The 21,555-nt window shown below is 24.5% G+C and carries 9 protein-coding genes and 11 tRNA genes; 19 read left to right on the forward strand and 1 reads right to left on the reverse strand.

Features of this window, described 5'->3' with window-relative positions; genetic code table 4:
- Positions 1-213: 213 nt before the first annotated feature.
- The 15 genes from potA (at position 214) to STAIW_RS00870 (ending at position 8,616) form a co-directional block, all read left to right on the forward strand.
- Positions 214-1,272, forward strand: coding sequence for a spermidine/putrescine ABC transporter ATP-binding protein (gene potA, locus STAIW_RS00800; RefSeq protein WP_020833985.1), 1,059 nt, complete (start codon positions 214-216; stop codon positions 1,270-1,272).
- Positions 1,265-2,272 (forward strand): spermidine/putrescine ABC transporter permease, encoded by a 1,008-nt coding sequence (potB, locus tag STAIW_RS00805; RefSeq protein ID WP_020833986.1) that lies wholly within the window; start codon positions 1,265-1,267, stop codon positions 2,270-2,272. Before potA ends, potB begins: the two co-directional genes overlap by 8 nt.
- Positions 2,239-5,364: a spermidine/putrescine ABC transporter permease/substrate-binding protein gene (gene potCD, locus STAIW_RS05580; RefSeq protein ID WP_020833987.1), complete on the forward strand. Its 3,126-nt coding sequence runs from the start codon at positions 2,239-2,241 to the stop codon at positions 5,362-5,364. The genes potB and potCD overlap by 34 nt, the downstream gene beginning before the upstream one ends.
- A gap of 76 nt (positions 5,365-5,440) precedes the next feature.
- A tRNA-Cys gene (locus STAIW_RS00815) sits at positions 5,441-5,515 on the forward strand.
- Positions 5,516-5,697: 182 nt separating this feature from the next.
- A tRNA-Arg gene (locus tag STAIW_RS00820) sits at positions 5,698-5,774 on the forward strand.
- Between the two features lie 52 nt (positions 5,775-5,826).
- Positions 5,827-5,903 (forward strand) — tRNA-Pro (locus tag STAIW_RS00825).
- A gap of 22 nt (positions 5,904-5,925) precedes the next feature.
- Positions 5,926-6,001, forward strand: a tRNA-Ala gene (locus tag STAIW_RS00830).
- A gap of 5 nt (positions 6,002-6,006) precedes the next feature.
- Positions 6,007-6,083: transfer RNA gene (locus STAIW_RS00835), tRNA-Met, on the forward strand.
- Between the two features lie 18 nt (positions 6,084-6,101).
- Positions 6,102-6,178: transfer RNA gene (locus STAIW_RS00840), tRNA-Ile, on the forward strand.
- Positions 6,179-6,225: 47 nt separating this feature from the next.
- Positions 6,226-6,318: transfer RNA gene (locus STAIW_RS00845), tRNA-Ser, on the forward strand.
- 9 nt (positions 6,319-6,327) lie between these two features.
- Positions 6,328-6,403, forward strand: a tRNA-Met gene (locus tag STAIW_RS00850).
- Between the two features lie 4 nt (positions 6,404-6,407).
- A tRNA-Asp gene (locus STAIW_RS00855) sits at positions 6,408-6,484 on the forward strand.
- A gap of 7 nt (positions 6,485-6,491) precedes the next feature.
- A tRNA-Phe gene (locus STAIW_RS00860) sits at positions 6,492-6,567 on the forward strand.
- Between the two features lie 149 nt (positions 6,568-6,716).
- Positions 6,717-6,793, forward strand: a tRNA-Ile gene (locus tag STAIW_RS00865).
- 65 nt (positions 6,794-6,858) lie between these two features.
- Positions 6,859-8,616, forward strand: coding sequence for an MATE family efflux transporter (locus tag STAIW_RS00870; protein ID WP_020833988.1), 1,758 nt, complete (start codon positions 6,859-6,861; stop codon positions 8,614-8,616).
- A gap of 14 nt (positions 8,617-8,630) precedes the next feature.
- Here the strand turns inward: STAIW_RS00870 and STAIW_RS00875 are convergent, their stop codons facing one another.
- Entirely contained in the window at positions 8,631-9,872 is a 1,242-nt protein-coding gene (locus STAIW_RS00875; protein ID WP_020833989.1) for a serine hydroxymethyltransferase, read from the reverse strand.
- A 207-nt stretch (positions 9,873-10,079) separates the two neighbouring features.
- Here STAIW_RS00875 and mgtA point away from each other — a divergent pair, with 207 nt between their 5' ends.
- From mgtA to STAIW_RS00895, 4 genes are all read left to right on the forward strand, one after another.
- Entirely contained in the window at positions 10,080-12,770 is a 2,691-nt protein-coding gene (gene mgtA / locus STAIW_RS00880) for a magnesium-translocating P-type ATPase (protein ID WP_020833990.1), read from the forward strand.
- Between the two features lie 115 nt (positions 12,771-12,885).
- A complete protein-coding gene (gene leuS, locus STAIW_RS00885) occupies positions 12,886-15,303 on the forward strand; it encodes a leucine--tRNA ligase (RefSeq protein WP_020833991.1) in 2,418 nt (805 codons plus the stop codon).
- Between the two features lie 125 nt (positions 15,304-15,428).
- Positions 15,429-19,271, forward strand: a complete 3,843-nt coding sequence (locus STAIW_RS00890) for a DEAD/DEAH box helicase (RefSeq protein WP_020833992.1) — start codon at positions 15,429-15,431, stop codon at positions 19,269-19,271.
- Between the two features lie 10 nt (positions 19,272-19,281).
- Positions 19,282-21,555, forward strand: coding sequence for a transcriptional regulator (locus STAIW_RS00895; protein ID WP_020833993.1), 2,274 nt, complete (start codon positions 19,282-19,284; stop codon positions 21,553-21,555).

Consider the following 21,555-nt stretch of genomic DNA (forward strand, 5'->3'; position numbering starts at 1 on the left):
ATTTATCTAAAAATTAAAATAGGGGGGAATTATTATGAGTATTAAAAATATTATTAATATAAATCAATATTTAATTACAGAATGATTTAACGTAGTAATTACCCGTGTTCAATGTTTTGAAAAAGTTTTAGAGACTGAAATGCTCCTCACTTTTGCGTAATAATTTAAAATTACGCGTTTAAAATTTAATATTTTTAAGAGGAGACACATATTATGAAAGACAAAAATAATATTTTAGAGATTAGAAATCTTACTAAAAGTTATGATGGGAAAGTCGTTTTAAAGGGTGTTAGTTTTAATGTTAGAGAAGGTGAGTTTATTACTTTATTAGGTCCTTCTGGGTGTGGAAAATCTACAACATTAAATTTAATTGGTGGTAGAAAAAAGCAAGATAGTGGACAATTGTTATTTGAAGGAAAAGATTTAACTCCAATTCCAAGTAATAAAAGACAAATTAACACAATTTTTCAAAATTATGCACTTTTTCCTCATTATGATGTTTATGACAATATTGCATATGGACTTAGAATTAAAAAAATGAAAGAGGATTTAGTTGCAAAGGAAGTAATGAATTATATTAAAAAATTTTCTTTAGAAGGAATGGAAAATAAAAGAGTTCATGAATTAAGTGGTGGACAAAAACAAAGAGTTGCAATAGCAAGGGCTCTTATTTTAAAACCAAGAATTTTACTTTTAGATGAACCAATGTCTGCTTTAGATGTTCAGTTAAGAAAAAGAATGCAAGATGAACTTAAAGAACTTCAAGAGGAAATAGGCATTACGTTTATTCTGGTAACACATGATCAAGAAGAGGCTTTAACATTAAGTGATAGAATTGTTGTTATGAATGATGGAAATATCCAACAAATTGGAACACCAGAAGAAATTTATAATGAACCTGAAAATAGATGAGTTTCAAATTTTATTGGAGTTTCAAATGTAATTGATAATGGTGAATTCATAAAGGATTTAAAAGTAAAATTTGACGGTAAAGAATTTGAATGTACAGATAAAGGTTTTGGAGAGAATGAAACAAATATTGATATCATTTTAAGACCTGAGGACATTAAAATTCAAGAACCACAAAAAGGTTATTTTGATGGATATATTGAAAATATAATTTTTAAGGGAGTTCATTATGAAATTACTATTAAGTGTGAAAATAGAAAATATACAGCACATACAACAGAATTTCATGATTTTGACAAAAAAGTTTCAATTAAATGAGAACCAAATGATTTACATATAATGTGAAAAGAAATTGATGAATAATAATTTAGATAATCAAAAAGATTTAACTGAAGCCCAAAATGCTGAAGTTGAAAAAGAATTATTTGATATAGAAAATATTGAATCAGAAGGTTCTGAAATTGAAGTTGAAATACCAAAAATAAAATTTAAAGATAAAATAGAAGAATTTAAAGTTGTTAAAGCTTTAAAAGGGAAAGTTTGGCCAATTTTATTACCATTTATGGTAGTAATGGGCTTTTTAGTTGTGCTTCCATTATTAGGAATAATTATTTTTTCTATTGTGGAACCAACTTCAAATAGTATTAAATTTGAGTTTGATTTTACAAACTTTGTAAAATTAATTACATCAGGTTCAATAATTTTAGTTTTAGGATTATCAATTTTATATGCTTTTGTTGCAAGTGTTGTAACTGTTATAATGGCATATCCTATTGCATTAATAATGGCAAATTTAAAAAGTAAATTTCTTGCAAAAAATATTTGAGTTTTAGTTACATTACCAATATGAATTAGTATGATACTTAAAATACTTGGTCTACAAAGCTTATTTTTATTAATTTCACCTTCAGCTTTGGGAACTCCAATTGCAATTATAATAGGAATGGTTTATATGTTTATTCCTTTTGCAATCTCACCAATTTATAATGCATTAGAAAATCAAGATCCAAGTTATTATAATGCTGCTTTAGATTTAAAAGCAAGTAAAACTAAAGCTTTTTGACATACTACTTTTAGACAATCACTTCCAGGAGTTTTTGCAGGATTTACATTGGTTTTAATTCAAGCAGCAACTTCACTATTAATTGTTAGATATATGGGTGATGGAAAAATAAATCTAATAACTACAATAATAGAAAATTATTTCTTTAAAGGAACAGATTTTAGTTTTGGTGCAACAGTTGCTGTTGTTTTAGCAATACTATTATTCATACTTATGGGAGTAATGAAATTGATATCAAATAAATTTGAAGTTAGGGGGTCAAAAAAATGAAAAAATTCATCAAATCAAGTTATTTCTTAATAATGATGCTTTTCATTTATGTTCCAATTGCTGTTATGATTGTATTTTCATTTAATAACGGTAATAGTTTAAATAATTGAGAGGGATTTAGTTTTAAGTGATATGAATATTTGATAAATTATTCACCTTTTATTAAATCAATTACTGTTTCATTGTTTGTTGCAATGGTTTCAACTATTATTTCATTAATTATTGGAATAATGGCAGTAGTTGGATTATCAAAAATTAAAAGAAAAACAGCAGATAATTGAGTTAGAGTTGCAAATATACCATTAGTTAATGCTGATGTTATTACAGCGGTAGCTTTAATGATTTTATTTGTATTGGCAGGAGCAAAATTTGGAATTTTAACTCTAATTGCTGCTCACGTTTCTTTTAATGTTCCTTATGTAATAATTACAGTTTTACCTTTTATGAATCGAATTGACAAAAATATATTAGAAGCTTCAAAAGATTTAGGTGGAAGCTCAAGACAAACTTTTTATAAGGTAATTTTTCCAATTTTAATGCCTTGTATAATAACAGCTGCTGCAATATGTTTTGCAATGAGTTTTGATGATTTTATAATTTCATATTTTACAGGTGGAGATCAAACTAATGTTTCAACATTTATTTATACTGCAAAAAGAATGCAACCATATATAAATGCTTTTGGTACAATACTTGTTGCTGTTATAATTTTTGTAATTTTAGTTTGAAATATAATACAAATTTCATTGCAAAGAAGAAAAGATATAAAATTTCAAATTAAAAATGGAGATTATAAATTAAAAAGAAGAAGTAATTTAGAAAAAGATATTGAATATTTTCAAAATTGTATTTTAAATAACTCGTCTATAAAATTAAGTAAAAATCCAAATAATTGAATTAAATACAGATTTCTACAAATTCAATTAAAATTTTTAAATAGTAAAAATCATGACAAAAAAATAAGTAAATTAGAATGAAAAAAAGAGTTACTTTCAAAAGAAATTAAATCTGAAAAAAGAATATTTTTAATTTCAGAAAAATTAAAGATAAAGAAATCACAAATTGAAAATAAAATTAAAACAATTAAAAATGAAAAAAAATTAATAAAATTTGAGCAAATTATTAATAAACTTGATAAAAAAATAAATAATTATGAAAAAGAAATTCAATGAATTAATGAAAGAAATGAGCTAGATAAAGAAAAAGCTAGACAAATTGAAAATCAAATTTTGGATTTAAATCAAGAACTTGCAAATTTAATTAATCCAACTCAAAAAGAGCTATCATGATATAAAAAGAAAATTAATAGTTTAACTATAAAAATGAATTATTTACTTGAAGGAAGAAATAATTGAAAATTAAGAACAACAATCGAAAAACTTGCAATAATGCGTCAAAAAAATGAAGAGCAAGCTAGAGAAAAATATCTTTTATTTAAGGAAGCAGAAAAAAAAGTATATATCAATACTTCATTAGTAAAAAAATTAAATAATAAAATTAAAAAAATGCAAGAATTAAATGAAATATCAGAGTTAGAAAAGAGTAATCTTGTGAAATTTGAAAAAAGAAGAAAGGAAAAAATTGATTGATTTAAGGAGTTTTATCAAAATAAAATTTTTCTTAAAAAAAATAAGCTAGATAAAATTTATCAGGAAATAAAATCTAAAAAAGATAAATTTTTTCCAAATGTTTTAGAAGAAGATTACATTCCAAGAAAAAATAATTGAATAAAAAGAAATTGAAAACAAATGATAATGGGTTCTTCACTATTAATTTCTTTTTCATTACTTACAACAGCATATGCTTTGAATAATGTTTATGATCTAGTAATTGGTAATTGAGGAAGTTATATTGATCCGACTTTATTAACACAATTTGAAAATGAAAATGGAGTAAAAATTAATTATCAGCAATACGATTCAAATGAGTCACTATATAATAAAACTTATACATTTAACTATGACATGATGGTGCCTAGTGATTATATGGTTCAAAAAATGGCTGGTGAAGGTATGCTTCAAGAAATTGATTGATCAAAAGTTGAAAATATTAATTCTCCATTAGATTCTAATTCAGGTGGAAAAGATTTAACATATAATGAAGGTCTAAATAATGTTCAAAAAGAATCAGTAATTATTGATTCAGAAAATGGAGAGCAAAAAGACATAAGAAATTATTCAATTCCATGATTCTGAGGAGATGTAAGAATTGTTTTTAACTTGGGATATTTAAATTCGAATGGTGAATTTGTTAGAAATCAAAAATTAGTTGATTTTTTAGAAGAAAGTAATGTATTAAAAGAAGATTTTAATCCCACTGAAAATGAATGATACCAAATTGATCCTGACAAATTATCTTGAAATATTTTATGAGAAGCAGCAAATAAAGGGTTAAATTTAGCTTTAAATGAAGATCCAAAAAATGTATTTATGTATGGTTTTGAAAAATTATATGGAAATGTAGGTACAAAAAATGATTTAACTGTTAATGATGTAAAATTAACAAAAAAAGAACAAATTGATAATGTTGCAGAAGAAATCAATAAATTAATTTCAAAAAATAATGTTGGTTTATATGGTGATCAATTGTTAGATAAAGTTCATAATAAAGAATTTGACATAGCAGTTATGTATAATGGTGATTTACTTTGAGCAACAGATGATGAATATAGTTCAGAAGATGAAGAAGAAATTAGTAATGAAATTACAGATTTAGATGATGAAAATTCATCTAAAGAAGAAAGTGATTTTAAATTTACAATAATTTCTGAAATTCCTAATAAATCAATTCAAAATGTTAAAGTAAATGATGTAGAGGTTAAAAATGAATCTACAAATTTATGAAGTGATAATTTAGTTATTAATAAAGCGAATAGAAACATAGATTTAACATATAAATTTATAAATTTTATATTTAGTTATGATTCTCAAATTGCACAAGTTGAAGAAACAAGAACAACTTCAGGATTTGAAGAAATAATTCAAGAAATTAAAAATAATTCAGGGGTTCAATGAGAGAAATGATACTTACCTCATCAAGAAGGACAAGCTTTTGGATTTGATGAAAAATTTGATAATTATTTAGTTGATAAATTTAATGAAATAATTTCAACTAAACACTAAAACACTTTTTAAAAAAAGTGTTTTTTCTTTTTTTATTAAAAAAATAGTTTATTTTTAGTATAATATTTTTTGTAATGGTACCATAGCCAAGAGGCTAAGGCATGGGACTGCAACTCCCTGAGCGTCGGTTCGACTCCGACTGGTACCTCCATTTTGAATAATAATGAACTTTTATAGTTCATTTTTTTTATTAAAAAATAAAATTAAATAAAATATGTAAAAATTTTACATATTGTTAAATTATTTGCTATAATAAATATTGTCAATTTTAAAAGAAATTGAGAAAAAAGAAAAAAATGTAATATAATATTTTTGGTTGTTTTTCAGTTATATGCGCCCTTAGATCAATTGGATAGATCGTTTGACTACGGATCAAAAGGTTAGGGGTTCGAGTCCCTTAGGGCGTGCCATTTAAGAAAAATAGTCGTGAATATTATAAGAAATTAATATTCATATTTTATTCGGGAAGTGGCTCAGCTTGGTAGAGCATTCGGTTTGGGACCGAAGGGTCGCAGGTTCGAATCCTGTCTTCCCGACCATTTTAATATTTATTTTATATATGGGCCCGTAGCTCAGCTGGGAGAGCACCTGCCTTGCACGCAGGGGGTCGACGGTTCGATCCCGTTCGGGTCCACCATATATGGCGGGGTAGCTCAGCTGGTTAGAGCGCTCGGCTCATACCCGGGAGGTCAAGAGTTCAAGTCTCTTCCCCGCTACCATATATTTATTTTAATATTGGACCTTTAGCTCAGTTGGTTAGAGCATCCGGCTCATAACCGGATGGTCATTGGTTCGAGTCCAATAAGGTCCACCATTCATGACTCTAGATATATCGCAAATTCATGAGGGCAAAAAAAATACGGAAGATTACCCAAGTCTGGCTGAAGGGGTCGGTCTTGAAAACCGAGAGTCGGGGAAACCCGAGCGGGGGTTCGAATCCCTCATCTTCCGCCATTTTATTATCGCGGGGTGGAGCAGTTGGTAGCTCGTCGGGCTCATAACCCGAAGGTCGTAGGTTCAAGTCCTGCCCCCGCAACCATTTTGGCCCCATAGCGAAGTTGGTTATCGCGCCTCCCTGTCACGGAGGAGATCACGGGTTCGAGTCCCGTTGGGGTCGCCATTATTATGGTTTCGTAGCTCAGTTGGTAGAGCAGTTGACTGAAGCTCAACGTGTCGGCAGTTCAATTCTGTCCGAAACCACCATTAATTTGAAATTTATTCATAAACACTTTTAATAAGTGTTTTTTTATTGCAGAACATAAATTAGCTTTTGTAATAAAAAAATCTTTAAAAAAAAGAATAATAATTTATTGTATTTTCATAATTAATAATCTATAATAAATATTGTTTTACGGAGTATAGCTCAGCTGGTTAGAGCGCACCCCTGATAAGGGTGAGGTCGGTGGTTCAAGTCCACTTATTCCGACCATTTTGAATTAAATAACACTTTTGAGTTTTTCTTAAAAGTGTTTTTTTATATAAGAGGTATTAAACATGGCAAAAGAGTACAAATTATTAAAAGAAGAATTAAATACAAATAATATTAACAAAAAAAATAAAGTTAAAAAACGATTTTTTGCATCAGGTCAATGATATAAAGTAACACTAACAATAATTTTATGATCAGTATTACAAGAAATAATTATGGCCTCAACAGACTTAATTGATAATATTTTTGTAAATCATCTTTTTAATTTTCAAATTAATGGTTTAGATCAATTAATTTTATCAATAAAAAGTTCAGGTTGAGAACAATTAATAACAAAAGACATTTTACAAAATGCAAGACTTGAGAATTTATTTTCGTATGCAGGTAAAGGAATGAACTATACTGCGGGACAAATTGGAGTGAATGGTGTTGCTGCAAGTAATCAATTATTTATAATTATGTTTTGCATGGTTTCTGGTTTTTGTTATGGTTCAGGTATATTCTCAGCACAATTTTTTGGAGCGAGTGATTATCAAAAATTAAAACAGGTAACTGCTTTAAAATTGTATTTGTGTCTATTTATATCAATTGTATTTATGTTATTTGCAATTCCTGGAATTACTTGAAATTTAATTGCTTTTACTACAAAACCATCTTTTGCTCAATTACCAGAATTAAATTTAAATACAACTAAGGATAGTATTTTAGAATGATTTAATTATTTTCAATATCAAGCTGCTAAATTAGCAACACAAGAAGGGGAAAAATTTTATAGAATTGTTTCTTCATCTTATTTTTTACTTGCAATAAATCAAGTTTCAATTACATCTCTTAGAGAAACTAGGAGACCTTTTTATTCTTTTTTTATGGCAGCAATTGCTCTATGTTCAAATTTAGTTTGTAATACTTTTTTAACATCGCCAACTTTTTTGGGTAATTTTCAAGGATTGGGAATTACTGGTGCAGCTGTTGGGACTGTTGTTTCAAGAATATTACAAACACTATTTATTCTTTCTTTACTATTTATTAAGAAATTTGAATTTATACCTCATTTTAAAAATTTCATAGTAAGTAAATTTGTTTTAAGACTTGCATTAATAAAAACAATACCAATTTTAATCAATGAGACTTTATACGCTTTTGGCCAAGTTTTACAAGTAAAATTAAAAGCAATGTATTCAGTTGAGGCTTTAACAGCAAATGCAATGTTTGAAACTGTTTTAATGGCTTTTTTTTCACCAATGTATCATGGTTTAAATGCAGGAATTTCAACTTTAGTTGGAAATGAATTAGGGGCAAATAAATTTGAAAATGCAAAATATAATTCAACTCATTTAATGAGATTAAGCTTTATAATAGGAATTTGTTTTTTTGCTATTTTTTCAGGATTATCTTTTGTTATTCCTAATACTATTTTTCCTAATACTTTACCCGAGGCAAATAGAATAGGGGTATGAATGATTTTTATTTATTCTGTAATTTACCCAATAATTATTATAAATAATTGTAGTTATTCTATTTTAAGAGCAGGTGGTGAAGTCTATAGTGCTTTTGCAATGGATTCAGTGTTTAATTGATTAGTTCAAATCCCATTATTGGCAATTTTAATTATTTTAAATAATAATGGAACAATTCATATTGATATTGTAATGATTCATTTAATTGTATGTTTGTGTGAAGTTGTAAAAGTTATACCAGCTTTAATATTTTATTTTAGAAAAAAATGAGTAAAAAATTTAATTAAAAATTCAGATATTTTAATTAATAATGAAGAAATTAAAATTTCAGAAAAACAAGAAATTAAAAAGGAGCAATCTGCATAGTAGATTGCTCCTTTTTAATATTTAATATAATCATAAATAGGAAATTTTTTACAAAGCTCAATTACTTCATTTCTTAATTTACTTAAATTATCTTCAGCATGATTATTTAAAGCACTTTGAATAATATCAGCGACTTTTATAAATTCGTCCTCTTTAAAACCTCGTGTTGTCATTGCAGGGCTACCTAACCTTATTCCCGATGCATTTACTGGTTTTTCCTTATCAAAAGGTATCATATTTTTATTTACAATAATACCCACAGTTTCTAAAATTGTTTCTGCTTGTTTTCCTGTTAATCCAATGGAATCTTTTACTTCAACAATAACGGTATGATTTTCAGTTCCATTTGCAATTAGTCTAAAACCTTTGTTTTTCAAACTATTTGCAAGTGCTTTTGCATTTAAAATAACTTGCTTTGCATAATCTTTAAAATCTTGAGTTAGTGCTTCACTTAAAGCTTGTACTTTACCCCCAATTTGATTTTCAAGAGGCCCTCCTTGTACTCCTGGAAAAACAACAGCATCAATTTTTTTTGCATATTCTTTTTTTGAAAGAATCATTCCACCTCGAGACCCTCGTAATGTTTTATGAGTTGTTGTTGTAACAATATCTGCATATAAAACAGGATTTGGATGAACACCACCAGCTACAAGTCCTGCAATATGAGCCATATCAACCATAAAAAAGGCCCCAATTTTATCAGCAATTTCTCTAAATTTTTTAAAATTAATTATTTTTGTATAACTACTTGCTCCTGCCAATATTAATTTAGGTTTATGTTCAAAAGCTAATCTTTCAATTTCTTCAAAATCAATTTCTTCTGTTTTTGGGTTTACTTTATAAAATATAAAATTATAAAGCTGCCCAGAAAAATTTATGTGATAGCCATGAGTTAAATGCCCCCCAGCATCAAGACTCATTGATAAAACTTTATCACCAGGTTCTAATAATGCTTTATATGCAGCCTCATTTGCTTGACTACCAGAATGTGGTTGAATGTTTGCATGTTCTGCATTAAAAAGTTTTTTTGCAAGTTCAATTCCATAACTTTCAATTTCATCAATAAATTCACAACCTCCATAATATCTTTTTGATGGATAACCCTCTGCATATTTATTTGTTAAAATAGAACCGTTCAATTCTAAAACTGCTTTTGAAACATAATTTTCGGATGCAATTAATTCAATGTGTGTTTGTTGTCTATTTAATTCTTTTTTTAATGAATTTAAAATTTTATTGTCAATATTTTTAATCATATAACCACTCCTTTAAAAAATTTTAAACTATTTTTTTAAAAATACATAGTATAATAAATATGTTTAGAAAGAGGTGGTAATATGAGTATTCCTTCCGTCAACAATTCACAAAAACTTTTAATGATCAAAAGTAGTGCTAATTTGCCACTTATTTTTGGTTTTTAAAATACTTGAAAAATTAGCGCTCAATTCAATAGGAGGAAAATTATGAGAGCTAATCAAAATAAAAATAATAAAAATAATAAAAATACAAGATTGATAGAATATATAGATCTTAATCAACAACAAATTTTAAAAAAACTAGAAATTTCTCAGTTTGGTTTAACACCTGATGAGGTCATAACACAAAGAGAAAGATTTGGAGATAATAATTTAAAAGCCCATAAAATGAATGTTTTATCGGCTTTTATTAAGTCTTTTTTTAGTCCGTTTAATTTAATTTTAATAATAATAGATACATTTAGTTTTTATACATACGCAACAGAAGGTAAAAACCCTTTTGATCTTTTTGGTGCTTTATTAGTGCTAATTATGATTTTATTAAGTGGAACAATTTATTTTGTTCAAGAAATAAGATCATTTTTGGTTATTAAAAAAATGAAATATGAAAATAAACAGATGTGTAAAGTAATTAGAGATGTAAATTTTAAAATTAATGATATTGATAATGCTAATTCAATAAAATTAATTAAAGAGTATATTTCTCTTGAAAACTCAGAATTAGTACAAGGTGATTTAATTTATTTATCAAATGGTGATTTAATTCCTGCAGACATTAAAGTAGTTTGATCCAATAATTTATACTTAAATCAATCATCTTTAACTGGTGAGTCATTTCCAGTACAAAAAAAGATAACAAATGCAAAAGAAAATTATTTGGAATTTGAAAACATTTGTTATATGGGAACTGAAGTTGTTTCTGGGTCAGCGCTTGGGATTGTCTTATCAACTGGGCAAAATACATATTTTTCAGAAATGAATGATAAAGTAACTGAAAAACGTCCAGTAAATTCTTTTGAAAAAGGTATTAAAAGAATAACATTACTATTAATTTCTTTTATGTTGGCAACTACACCAATTGTTTTTTTAGTGTTTGGTTTAAGAACTGATGATTTTGATCATAGATGATTAAGTGCAGCTTTATTTTCAATTTCAATTGCAGTTGGTCTTACACCTGAAATGCTTCCAATTATTGTGACGGCAAATTTATCAAGAGGTTATTCAAAAATTAAAAAAGAAAAAGTTCTTGTAAAAAATTTAAATGCAGTTCAAAATATGGGTGCAATAGATATTTTATGTACTGATAAAACTGGAACAATAACTAGTGGTGAAATTAATTTGGATAAAGTTTTTGATATAAAAAATCAAAAAAACCCTTATATTGAGGAAATACTATATTTAAATAGTTATTTTCAAACTGGTTTTCAAAATCCAATTGATCAAGCAGTTTTATTATCAAAAAATATCAAACATATTGATGTAGAAGAATATAAAAAAGAATGAGAAGTTCCCTTTGATTTTAAAAGAAAAATATTATCTGTCATTTTATCAAAAAATGAACAAAAACAAATTTTTACAAAGGGAGCTATTGAAGAAATACTAAAAATTTGTAATAGAATTTATATTAACGGAGAAATTAAAGAATTAACAAATGAATATAAAGAAAAGATCATTAATAAGTCAAGTGAATTTAACAATGAAGGTTTTAGAGTTATAGGAATAGCACATAATAGTTTAGAAGATGAAGATATAGAAGAAGATTTAATTTTTTATGGTTTTGCAACATTTTTTGATCAACCTAAAAAAACCTCAAAAGCAATTATTAAACAGTTATTGGATAGAGGAATAACAACAAAAATTTTAACAGGAGATGATGAAGTTATTACAAGAGCTATTTGTAAAAAAGTAGATTTTAAAATTGAAAAACTTTATACAGGAAAAGAAATTGAAGCAATGGATGAGCAACAATTGGCAAAAGCTGTAATTAGAGCAAATGTATTTGTAAAATTAAGTCCAATGCATAAATCATTAATTATTAAAACATTAAAATCACAACAACATGTTGTTGGATTTATGGGGGATGGAATAAATGATGCTCCAGTTTTAAGAGAATCAGATGTGGCAATTTCTTTTAAAGAAGCTTCAAATATTGCTCAAGAAGCAGCAGATTTAATTTTATTAGAAGAATCATTGCTTCCGATAAGTGCAGCTGTTTATGAAGGAAGAGTTAGTTTAGCAAATATATTAAAATATATAAAAGTTACAGTGGCATCAAATTTTGGAAATGTTCTAAGTGTTTTAATTGCTTTATTTTTAACTCTTGCAGAGCCAATGCAACCATTACATTTATTGGCACAAAATTTACTATATGACATAGTTATGTTTGCCTTTATTTTTGATAAAGTTGATAAAAACTTTACTGATAAACCAAGACCATTAAAAACTAAAAATATTATATGGTTTACTATTATAAATGGACCTGTAAGTTCAATATTTGATATTGTAACATTTTTAGTTTTATTATATGCATTTAGACAACAAATTGGACTGGAACCTGGAATTAGTGCAAATATTGAAATACCAAAAGAAGCAATTGCTAAATTTAATGCAAGTTGATTTGTTGTTGGATTGATGACTCAAACTGCTGTTATGCAAATGTATAGAACTGAAAAAATTCCATTTTTACAATCAAATGGATCTTGACAAGTTAATTTATCAACTGTATTTGTTTGTTTAATGGCGATTATAATTCCATTTACACCAATAAATAAAGTTTTAGCTATGCAAACTCCACCATGAGCTTTTTTAGGTGTTGCTATAAGTTTTGTTCTTGCATATGTTTGTTTAGCACAAGTTGTCAAAATGGGATATATTAAAATGTTTAAAGAATGATTATAGATAGAGAAATGAAAAATAGTTATCGGAAATACTATTAATTTAAATAAATTAATAGTATTTTTTGTTTAGATAGTTTTTAATAATGTAAAATATTATTTATAAAGAGGTATTAAATATGCAATTTTCACATAAATCAATTGAAAAAAAATGACAAAAATTTTGAGAAGAAAACCAAACATTTAAGACAACAAATTCTAATGAAAAGAAAGCATATGTTCTAGATATGTTTCCATATCCAAGTGGTGCTGGTTTACATGTTGGACATCCAAAAGGTTATACAGCAACAGATATTTTTGCGAGAATGAAGCGAATGCAAGGTTATGATGTTCTTCACCCAATTGGGTGAGATGCATTTGGTTTACCAGCAGAACAATATGCTTTAAAAACAGGTAATGATCCAAGAGAATTTACAGATAAAAATATTATAATTTTTAGAAATCAATTAAAAAAACTTGGATTTAGTTATGATTATAATAAAGAAGTTAATACAAGTCATCCAAATTATTACAAAATTACTCAATGAATTTTTCAACAACTGTACAAAAAAGGGCTTGCAGAAGTGAAAGAAGTAAATGTAAATTGATGTGAAGAATTAGGTACTGTTCTTGCAAATGAAGAAGTCATTTTGTCAAATGGGAAAATGGTATCAGATATTGGTGGATTTGATGTTATAAAAAAACCAATGAAACAATGAGTTTTAAAAATTACACAATATGCTGATAGATTATTAGATGGTTTAGAAAATTTGAACTGACCAAATTCTGTAAAGGAATTACAAAAAAATTGAATAGGAAAATCTGAAGGAGTTTTAATTAAATTTAAAATAAAAGAAAGTAATGAGGAAATTGAAGTCTTTACAACTAGACCTGATACAATTTTTGGTGTTTCATATATAGTTCTTGCTCCAGAAAATGAAAAAGTTTTAAAAATTTGTTCTAATAATTTTCAAAATGAAATTGAAAATTATATTCAAAATACAAAAACAAAAACTGATGTTGAAAGACAAGATGATTCAAAAGAAAAAACAGGTTTATATCTTGGATGTCATGCGATTAACCCAATTACAAATGAAGAAGTTCCAATTTGAATTTCTGATTATGTCTTAAATGATTATGCAACAGGAGCAGTAATGGCAGTTCCAGCTCATGACGAAAGAGATTGAAAATTTGCCACTAAATATAATTTGTCAATAAAATTTGTTTTAGAAACAAAAGATAAATCAAAAGCTTTTGTTGGAGAATCAGAACATATAAATTCTGATTTCTTAAATGGTTTAGATAGAAAAAATGCTATTAAATTAGTTATTGATAAATTAGAAAAGGAAAATAATGGTAAAAAGCAAATTAATTATAAATTAAGAGATTGACTTTTTTCAAGACAAAGATTTTATGGAGAGCCATTTCCAGTTATTTTTTTAGATAATGGAGATATTGCACTAATTGATGAAAAAGATTTGCCTTTAATGCTTCCAAAAACAGATTATATTAAACCATCAGGAACTGGTGAATCACCATTAGCAAATATAAAAGAATGAGTCAATATTAAATATAATGGTTTAAATGCAAAAAGAGAAACAAATACAATGCCTCAATGAGCAGGATCTTGTTGATATTATTTAGCTTATATTTTAACAACAAGCCCAAATAATTTAATAGATATTACTTCAGAAGAAGCTATGCAATTATTTAAAAAATGATTGCCAGTTGATTTATATATTGGTGGACAAGAACACGCTGTATTGCATTTACTTTATGCTAGATTTTGACATCAAGTATTATTTGATCTTAATGTAGTTCCAACACCTGAACCTTTTCAAAAGTTAATTAATCAAGGAATGATCTTAACTGATAAAGGTGAAAAAATGAGTAAATCAAAGGGTAATGTTATTAATCCCGATGAAATAATTGAGTCACATGGTGCAGATACTTTAAGATTATATGAAGTTTTTATGGGACCACTTGAGGCATCACTACCTTGAAGTTTTAAAGGGTTAGATGGTTCAAGAAAGTGATTGGATAGAGTTTATAGACTAATTGAAGATATTAAGCTTACTGATGAAAATAATGGAAATTTAGATTTTATTTACAATGATGTTGTTAAAAAAACAACTCAGATGATTGAAGATTGTAAATTTAATACAGCTGTTTCCCAATTAATGGTTTTTATAAATGCAGTATATAAGGAAAATTCTGCAATTTATAAACCATATATATTTAATTTTGTAAAGATGTTATCTCTTTATGCACCACATTTGGCAGAAGAATTATGAAGTATGCTAGGAAATAAAACAAGTGTTTGCTTGGAAAGTTGACCAGTTTTTGATGAAACAAAATTGTTACTTTCAAATGTTGTAATTGCAGTTCAAATTAATGGTAAATTAAAATCAACTTTTGAAGTTGAAAAAGGAACTAGTATAGAAGAATTGATAAAATTGGCAAAAAATATTTTAAATGTAAAAGAAACAATACACGGTAAAACAATTATCAAGGAAATTGCTGTTTTAGATAAAATTGTAAATATTGTTATAAAGTAAATAAAATAATTTTTAAAATATTGACATAGCTTTATTCTTTAATTATTGAGTAGAGATATGTCTTTTTAGTTATTAATTGTAAAATGTTATAATTAAAGAGCTTAATAGAAAATGAGGTAAGTTTAATGGCAAATATTATAGAAAATAATAATGGAAAAGAAATTGTTTTAGACTTCTCATTTTTACAAAATGTACAATTTAAAGAGAATATTTCAGGTTTAGATCAGATTATTGAAAAATTAGAAATTAAAGGAATTATATCCTATAATGATTTTCATAATTTTTTAAGAAACTCATTAGTAAAAAAAGCTTTTTTATGTTTAATTGATAATAAAACTAGGCAATTAAGTAAAAAGGATAAAACTAAGGAAACTTATGATGGAATAATTAGAGTTGAACTTGATTCAAGGAATCAGAGTTTATTATTAAATGGAACTTATTTAGGTTTTTTTGTCAATATTGATTCAAAAAATGCAACACTAATTATTAGTTCAATTTTTTTGACAAGGTTAAAACCTATTGCCCAAGAATTTGAAACTGTTCTTAATGAATGTCAAATTTTACTAATTAGAAATCAAGGACAAATAAAAGAAGAAGAAATTCTCAGAAGAAATATTTTAAATTCTTCAACAATTCAAAAAATTGGAAGGCTAATTTCCACATTTGAAGAAGAAAAAAATAACTGAAATAAGTACTTAGAATTTTCTGAGGATTTACTAAAAATTAAAAGAAAAAGATCTTTGCCTTATTTTAATTCTATTTTAAGTACTGTACTTAGAATAGATATAAATAATTCTAATTCAGAGTTACATAATTTTGAATTACATAATTTGAAATCTTACACCTATAAATATTTAAAGTTAGATTCAGAAAATATTTTAAAAAAATTGAATATTCAATATGATAAAAAAATAGTTGTTTGTTTGGAAATACTAGTTGATGATATAGAAAAATTAAATAAGTTAAAAAAAATGCAGGATTTATCAATTGTTCCTTTTAAATTTAATAGAAATATTTCTACAACACATGAACTTTTAAAAGACATAAAAGAAATTTTTAATTTTGATTTTGAAAAAAATCATGAAGTAAGTCAAATTGTAAATTTATCAACAATGATTGGTGTAAATGAGACGAATTTAAATTTTTGAAATTATTGAGAAAATAAAAATATAATAATAGGTTCCAAAAAAGAATTAGAAGAATTGTTAGAAACAAATTTAGAAGAATTAAAAAAATGAAAAATTTTTAAAATAAATTTTGAAATTGATGAAAATTTTAATGAAAATCTTTTTAGTGTAAAGAATAATTTGGACTTTTTAACATCTGGATATTTGGCATATACAGGTATTGGAGAAGAAGTTTTAATTGAAAGAGGAAGACAAGTACTTAAAAGAATTTCAGAAGGAAATACAAAAAACCCATATCTTATAAATTATCTTTTTAATACAAAATTAATTGAATTATCTGAAAATTCTAATGAGTTATATTTAAAGGATTTTAATTTTAATTTAAATAAAGAACAAAAAGATGCTGTTCAGAAAGCTATAAATTCAAAAGATATTTTTTTATTACAGGGACCACCAGGAACAGGAAAAACTCAAGTTATTTGTGAAATAATATTTCAATTATCAAAGTTAAATAGAAAAATATTAATTTCAAGTCAAAATCATGAGGCAATAAAAAATGTTATTGATAGATTGCCAATTGGTCCAAATCTTAATAAAATTAGATTAACAAATAATATAGATTTCAATTCTTCTTTAGTGAATAATTTTTCACCTGATAGAGTTTTATATAATTATTATAAATCTATAGGTAAGAAAATTTTTGATGATGTTAATAATGATGAGAATTTAATAACAGAATTTCAAGAAATTAAAAATAAATTGGAAGAATTAATTATTTCAAATAAAAGTTATCATAAAAATAATACTCAAATTAGAAATATTCAAAAAGATATTGATGAAATAAATAGGCAAATTAATTTAATTAATGAAAAAGAGATTAATAAAATTAAAAGAAAAAATTTTATAAAAGAAAATTTATTAAATATTAATAACTTAGTAGATTCTCTTAATGAAAAAGAATTTATAAGTGTATTAAATTTTTCAGAAATCATTCAGGAATTTTTTGATAGTTCAATTAAATTTGAATTATATAATTATATTTTTAGATACTTAAAATTTAATCCAGAAGATTTTTCAAATAAAATCTCTTTACTTAAAGAAGTAGTAAATGAAATTTTTATTAAAAATGAAATTTTTATGGAAATTAAAAATATTGAAAAAAAAGTTCTTAATTATAAAAGACAAGCTGAATTTGATTTAGCAAATGAAGAAGAAAGTAGAAAAAAAGGTTTATTACAAATATTAAACAGAGATGTAAAAATAAATGAATTAAATCAAATATTTAAAAATTTTATTAGCGAATTAACAAATCAAAAAAATAAATTGGAAGTTGAATTAATATCTTTAAGTGAGAAAAATATATATGAAGACAGTCTTTCAAATTTAGAAATTGATAAAAATAAATTACTTGTTGTTAAAAATAATTTAATGGAAAATATTGGGGATGGAACTAGAAAATTAAGAGAATTAATTAAATTAATAAATTTTAAGTTTAATTTAGATTTGGGAATTACGGATGTAGATTTAGAAGAAAATTTAAAAAAAGAGTTAATAATAATTGAGAAAAAATTACTAGAAAGTAAGAAAAGAAAAACCGATTTTTCAGATATTTATAAAAATATTACAGATTATTTAAGTGAAAATTATAAAATTTCTAATAGCACATTAGAAGAATTACCTACAAGGGAATTTTCAATTCAAATGTTTAAAGAAAGTCAAAGATATATTCAAACTGTATTAGATAAATTAATTAATGTTTACTCTATGACATTAACCTCTTCAAATATTTTTAGATTTAGTAAAGATAAAATTTCAGCTAAACTTGGTCTTGAAGAATTGAATTTAAAAACAATGGATGTAGATGTTGTAATTATTGATGAGGCTTCAAAAGCAACCTTATTAGAAATACTAATGCCACTTGTTTATGGAAAATCTCTTATTTTAGTTGGAGACTATCGCCAACTTCCTCCAATTTTAAAATTACAAAATGCAGACATTGAGGAAGTTAATGAGCTTTTTAAAAAAGATTATAACTATAATGATTTTTATGAGTTATTAGATTTTTCAGTTTTTAAAAAATTAATTTCAGCAAATAATAAAAATGTAACTTCCATTTTAAAAACTCAATATAGAAGTCATGAACAAATTATGGAAATTGTTAATAAGTTTTATGACAATCAATTAAGGATGGAAACACAAGTAAGCGAACAAAAGAAACATGATTTGATTATTTCTAATTCTTTAAAAAAAGAGATAATCAATTCAAGAAGCTCGGTTTATTGAATTGATTCTTCATATAAAAAAAATAATGAAATTAATTTTGAACAAGGAGAAGAATATTCAACTAGTTTATTTAATGATCTAGAAATAGAATTAACAAATAAAATTTTAAAAAAAATAAATGAAGTAGTCGGAGAGAAAAATTCTATGGTTAAACCAAGTTTAGCTATTATAAGTTTTTATGGATTACATGTTAGTAAACTAAAAAAATTTATAAAATTAAGTAATTTTAAAAATTTAAATATTGTTATAAATACAGTAGATGATTTTCAAGGAAAAGAAGCAGATTATGTAATAGTTAATTTAGTTAGAAACCCTAAGAAATTATCTTCAAAAACAGGAAGAGAATTTTTAAAAAAATATGAAAGAATAAATGTTGCACTTTCTAGAGCAAGAGAGTTACTTATAATTATTGGTTCTGAGAGAAGTGTTGAAGATATTACAGTTAAAATACCCACTGTAGGAAATCCAAACTTATCTAATAGTTATGAAGTTTATTCTGAAATTATAGCAAAATTGAAATTTAATAATAGTTTTTTAATACCAATAGAAATTGATTAGGAGTAAAAAAATGATTTTTGATAAATTAGAAATAATATATGATAAACAATATATTCCATTAAAAATAAAATATTCTGAAACCAGAAAACCAACATTTATGGAATTTTTATTATTATTAATTTTAATTGATTATCCAGATAAAACTCAAATTTTAAAAGAAGCACTTAAATCATTTTTTGATGTAGAAAATATAAGTTTATTTGAAAAAGCATTAAGAGATTTAATTAATTACAAAATTTTAGATATAAACAAAAATAAAACAGGTCTTGGGATTTTAAATATGGATAGTCCAATTGAGTATTTTGAAGTGAATGATAAAATAAAATTTAATTTTGTAAAGTCTAATTACTCTATCTCCAATGAAAATAAATCACAGGACATAAAATATTACTATGATCCAATTTTAAATGTGGAAGAAATTTTAAAAGAAAGAACCTGAGATAAAAGAATTAAAAATGTAAAAATTTCTCATAAATTATTGGTGAATTCAAATTTTGAAAAAAATATATCACAAAGTAAAATTAACTTAATGATTAAAAAATTTATAAATATAAATAAAGATATTTTTGGAGAAGAATGTTTACTAAAGGAAATAACAATTGACGAATATAATTCACTGGAAAAATTAAATTTTTTTAATGAATATATTAAATATGATTCAGTTGCAATAGAAATAATGATAGAAATTTTTGAAAATGAATCCTTTAAAATTAAATCTGAAAATAAGGAATTTGAAAATTATTTAAGAAATAATTCAAATATTGCAAAAGAAATTTTAATTGATATTTGTAATCAATACGAAAAAAAACTTAAAAATAAATTTAGACCTGAACAAAAAATTATGAAATTAGAAAAATACAATTCAGAATTGGATTTAATTTCGAATATAAATATTAAAACAAATTGAAATTTATTATTAATTAATGATCAATTTATTGAATCAGATACAGAATTTTTAAAAAATAAGGAATTAATAAGAAATATTGATATAATAATTTTTTATAATTCAAAAAGAAACAACAGAAGTTTACAAAATTTAGAAGGAAAAATAGTAGTATATTTTGATTATATTGAAAATGAAATATTATTAGATAATTCATTTATTTATTTAGATTCACAAAATCATATGAGTGGTTTTTTAATAGGAATAAAAAATCTAACTACTATTAATAAAAAAATTCCTGTAGTTTATTCTTATAAGAATCCAAAAATCAATTTAAATTTAATTGAAATTTTTGAAACTAGTATTAATTCTTTACTTGAAACTTATAAAATAAGTCTAAAAAAATTAGATTATAAAAAGGCAGCAGAAATATTTACTGTTTTAGAAAGAATTGGTTTAGAAAAAGAAGTTGAAGAGATATCATTTTCTTATATTTTAGATGATTTAGAATATGGTGAAAAATATAATTCAATAAAAGAATTTTTAATAGAAGAAGATTATAAGAATTATTTAATAATTTTAGAAAGAATAGTTACAAAATGTATTATTGAAATTTCAATGAAAAAAAATGATGATGAAATTTTTGATATAATTTCAAAATTTAATTTCTTAAATACAAAAAATATAATAAAAATATTTAACGAAATTAATATTTCAGAATCTTTTGAAAATATACTTATATTAAATAAATATTTAAAGTCTTTAAAAATTGATGGCTGGCGTATCAATATAAGAAATTCATTGATAAAATTAACAGAGTATTTCAAAAATAATAATAGAGCAGAATTATTTAATTTGGATGATTTTAATTCAGAAACTTGAATTTTACATGCTTCAACTTTAAATAAAATTGGAAATTTAACAAAAGAGCTTTATAATGAAAATTATAATTATGTGGAAAATAATTTTGAAGAATTTTTATCTTCATTAATTGATTTAATTAAATCTAATGTTGAAATTGAACAATACGATAAATATTTATTAAATATTTCAGAAGCTTTGATTGATTTTTACAAAAATTTTTATAAATATAAAACAAAAACATTATCTATTGAATCTCAAGAAGTTGTAAATTATAAAATAACATTAATGGCTATGAATTATTTGAGTAAACTTGAAGAAAAAACTAACAGCTTAATTAGTAGTAAATATTATAATATGCCAATCGAGATAAAATTAGAATGAATCAAACATATTGAAAATAAAAGAGATGAAGTAAATGAAATTATGAATAATAATGATATAGCTTATAAAAAAGCATTAAATATTATTTTTGGAAAAAAACAAAATTATAATAGTTCTGATATTGAATACTATAAAAATTTTTTTGGAGGTAAATAA

It is taken from the genome of Spiroplasma taiwanense CT-1 (assembly GCF_000439435.1).
Classification (GTDB): domain Bacteria; phylum Bacillota_I; class Bacilli_A; order Mycoplasmatales; family Mycoplasmataceae; genus Spiroplasma_A; species Spiroplasma_A taiwanense.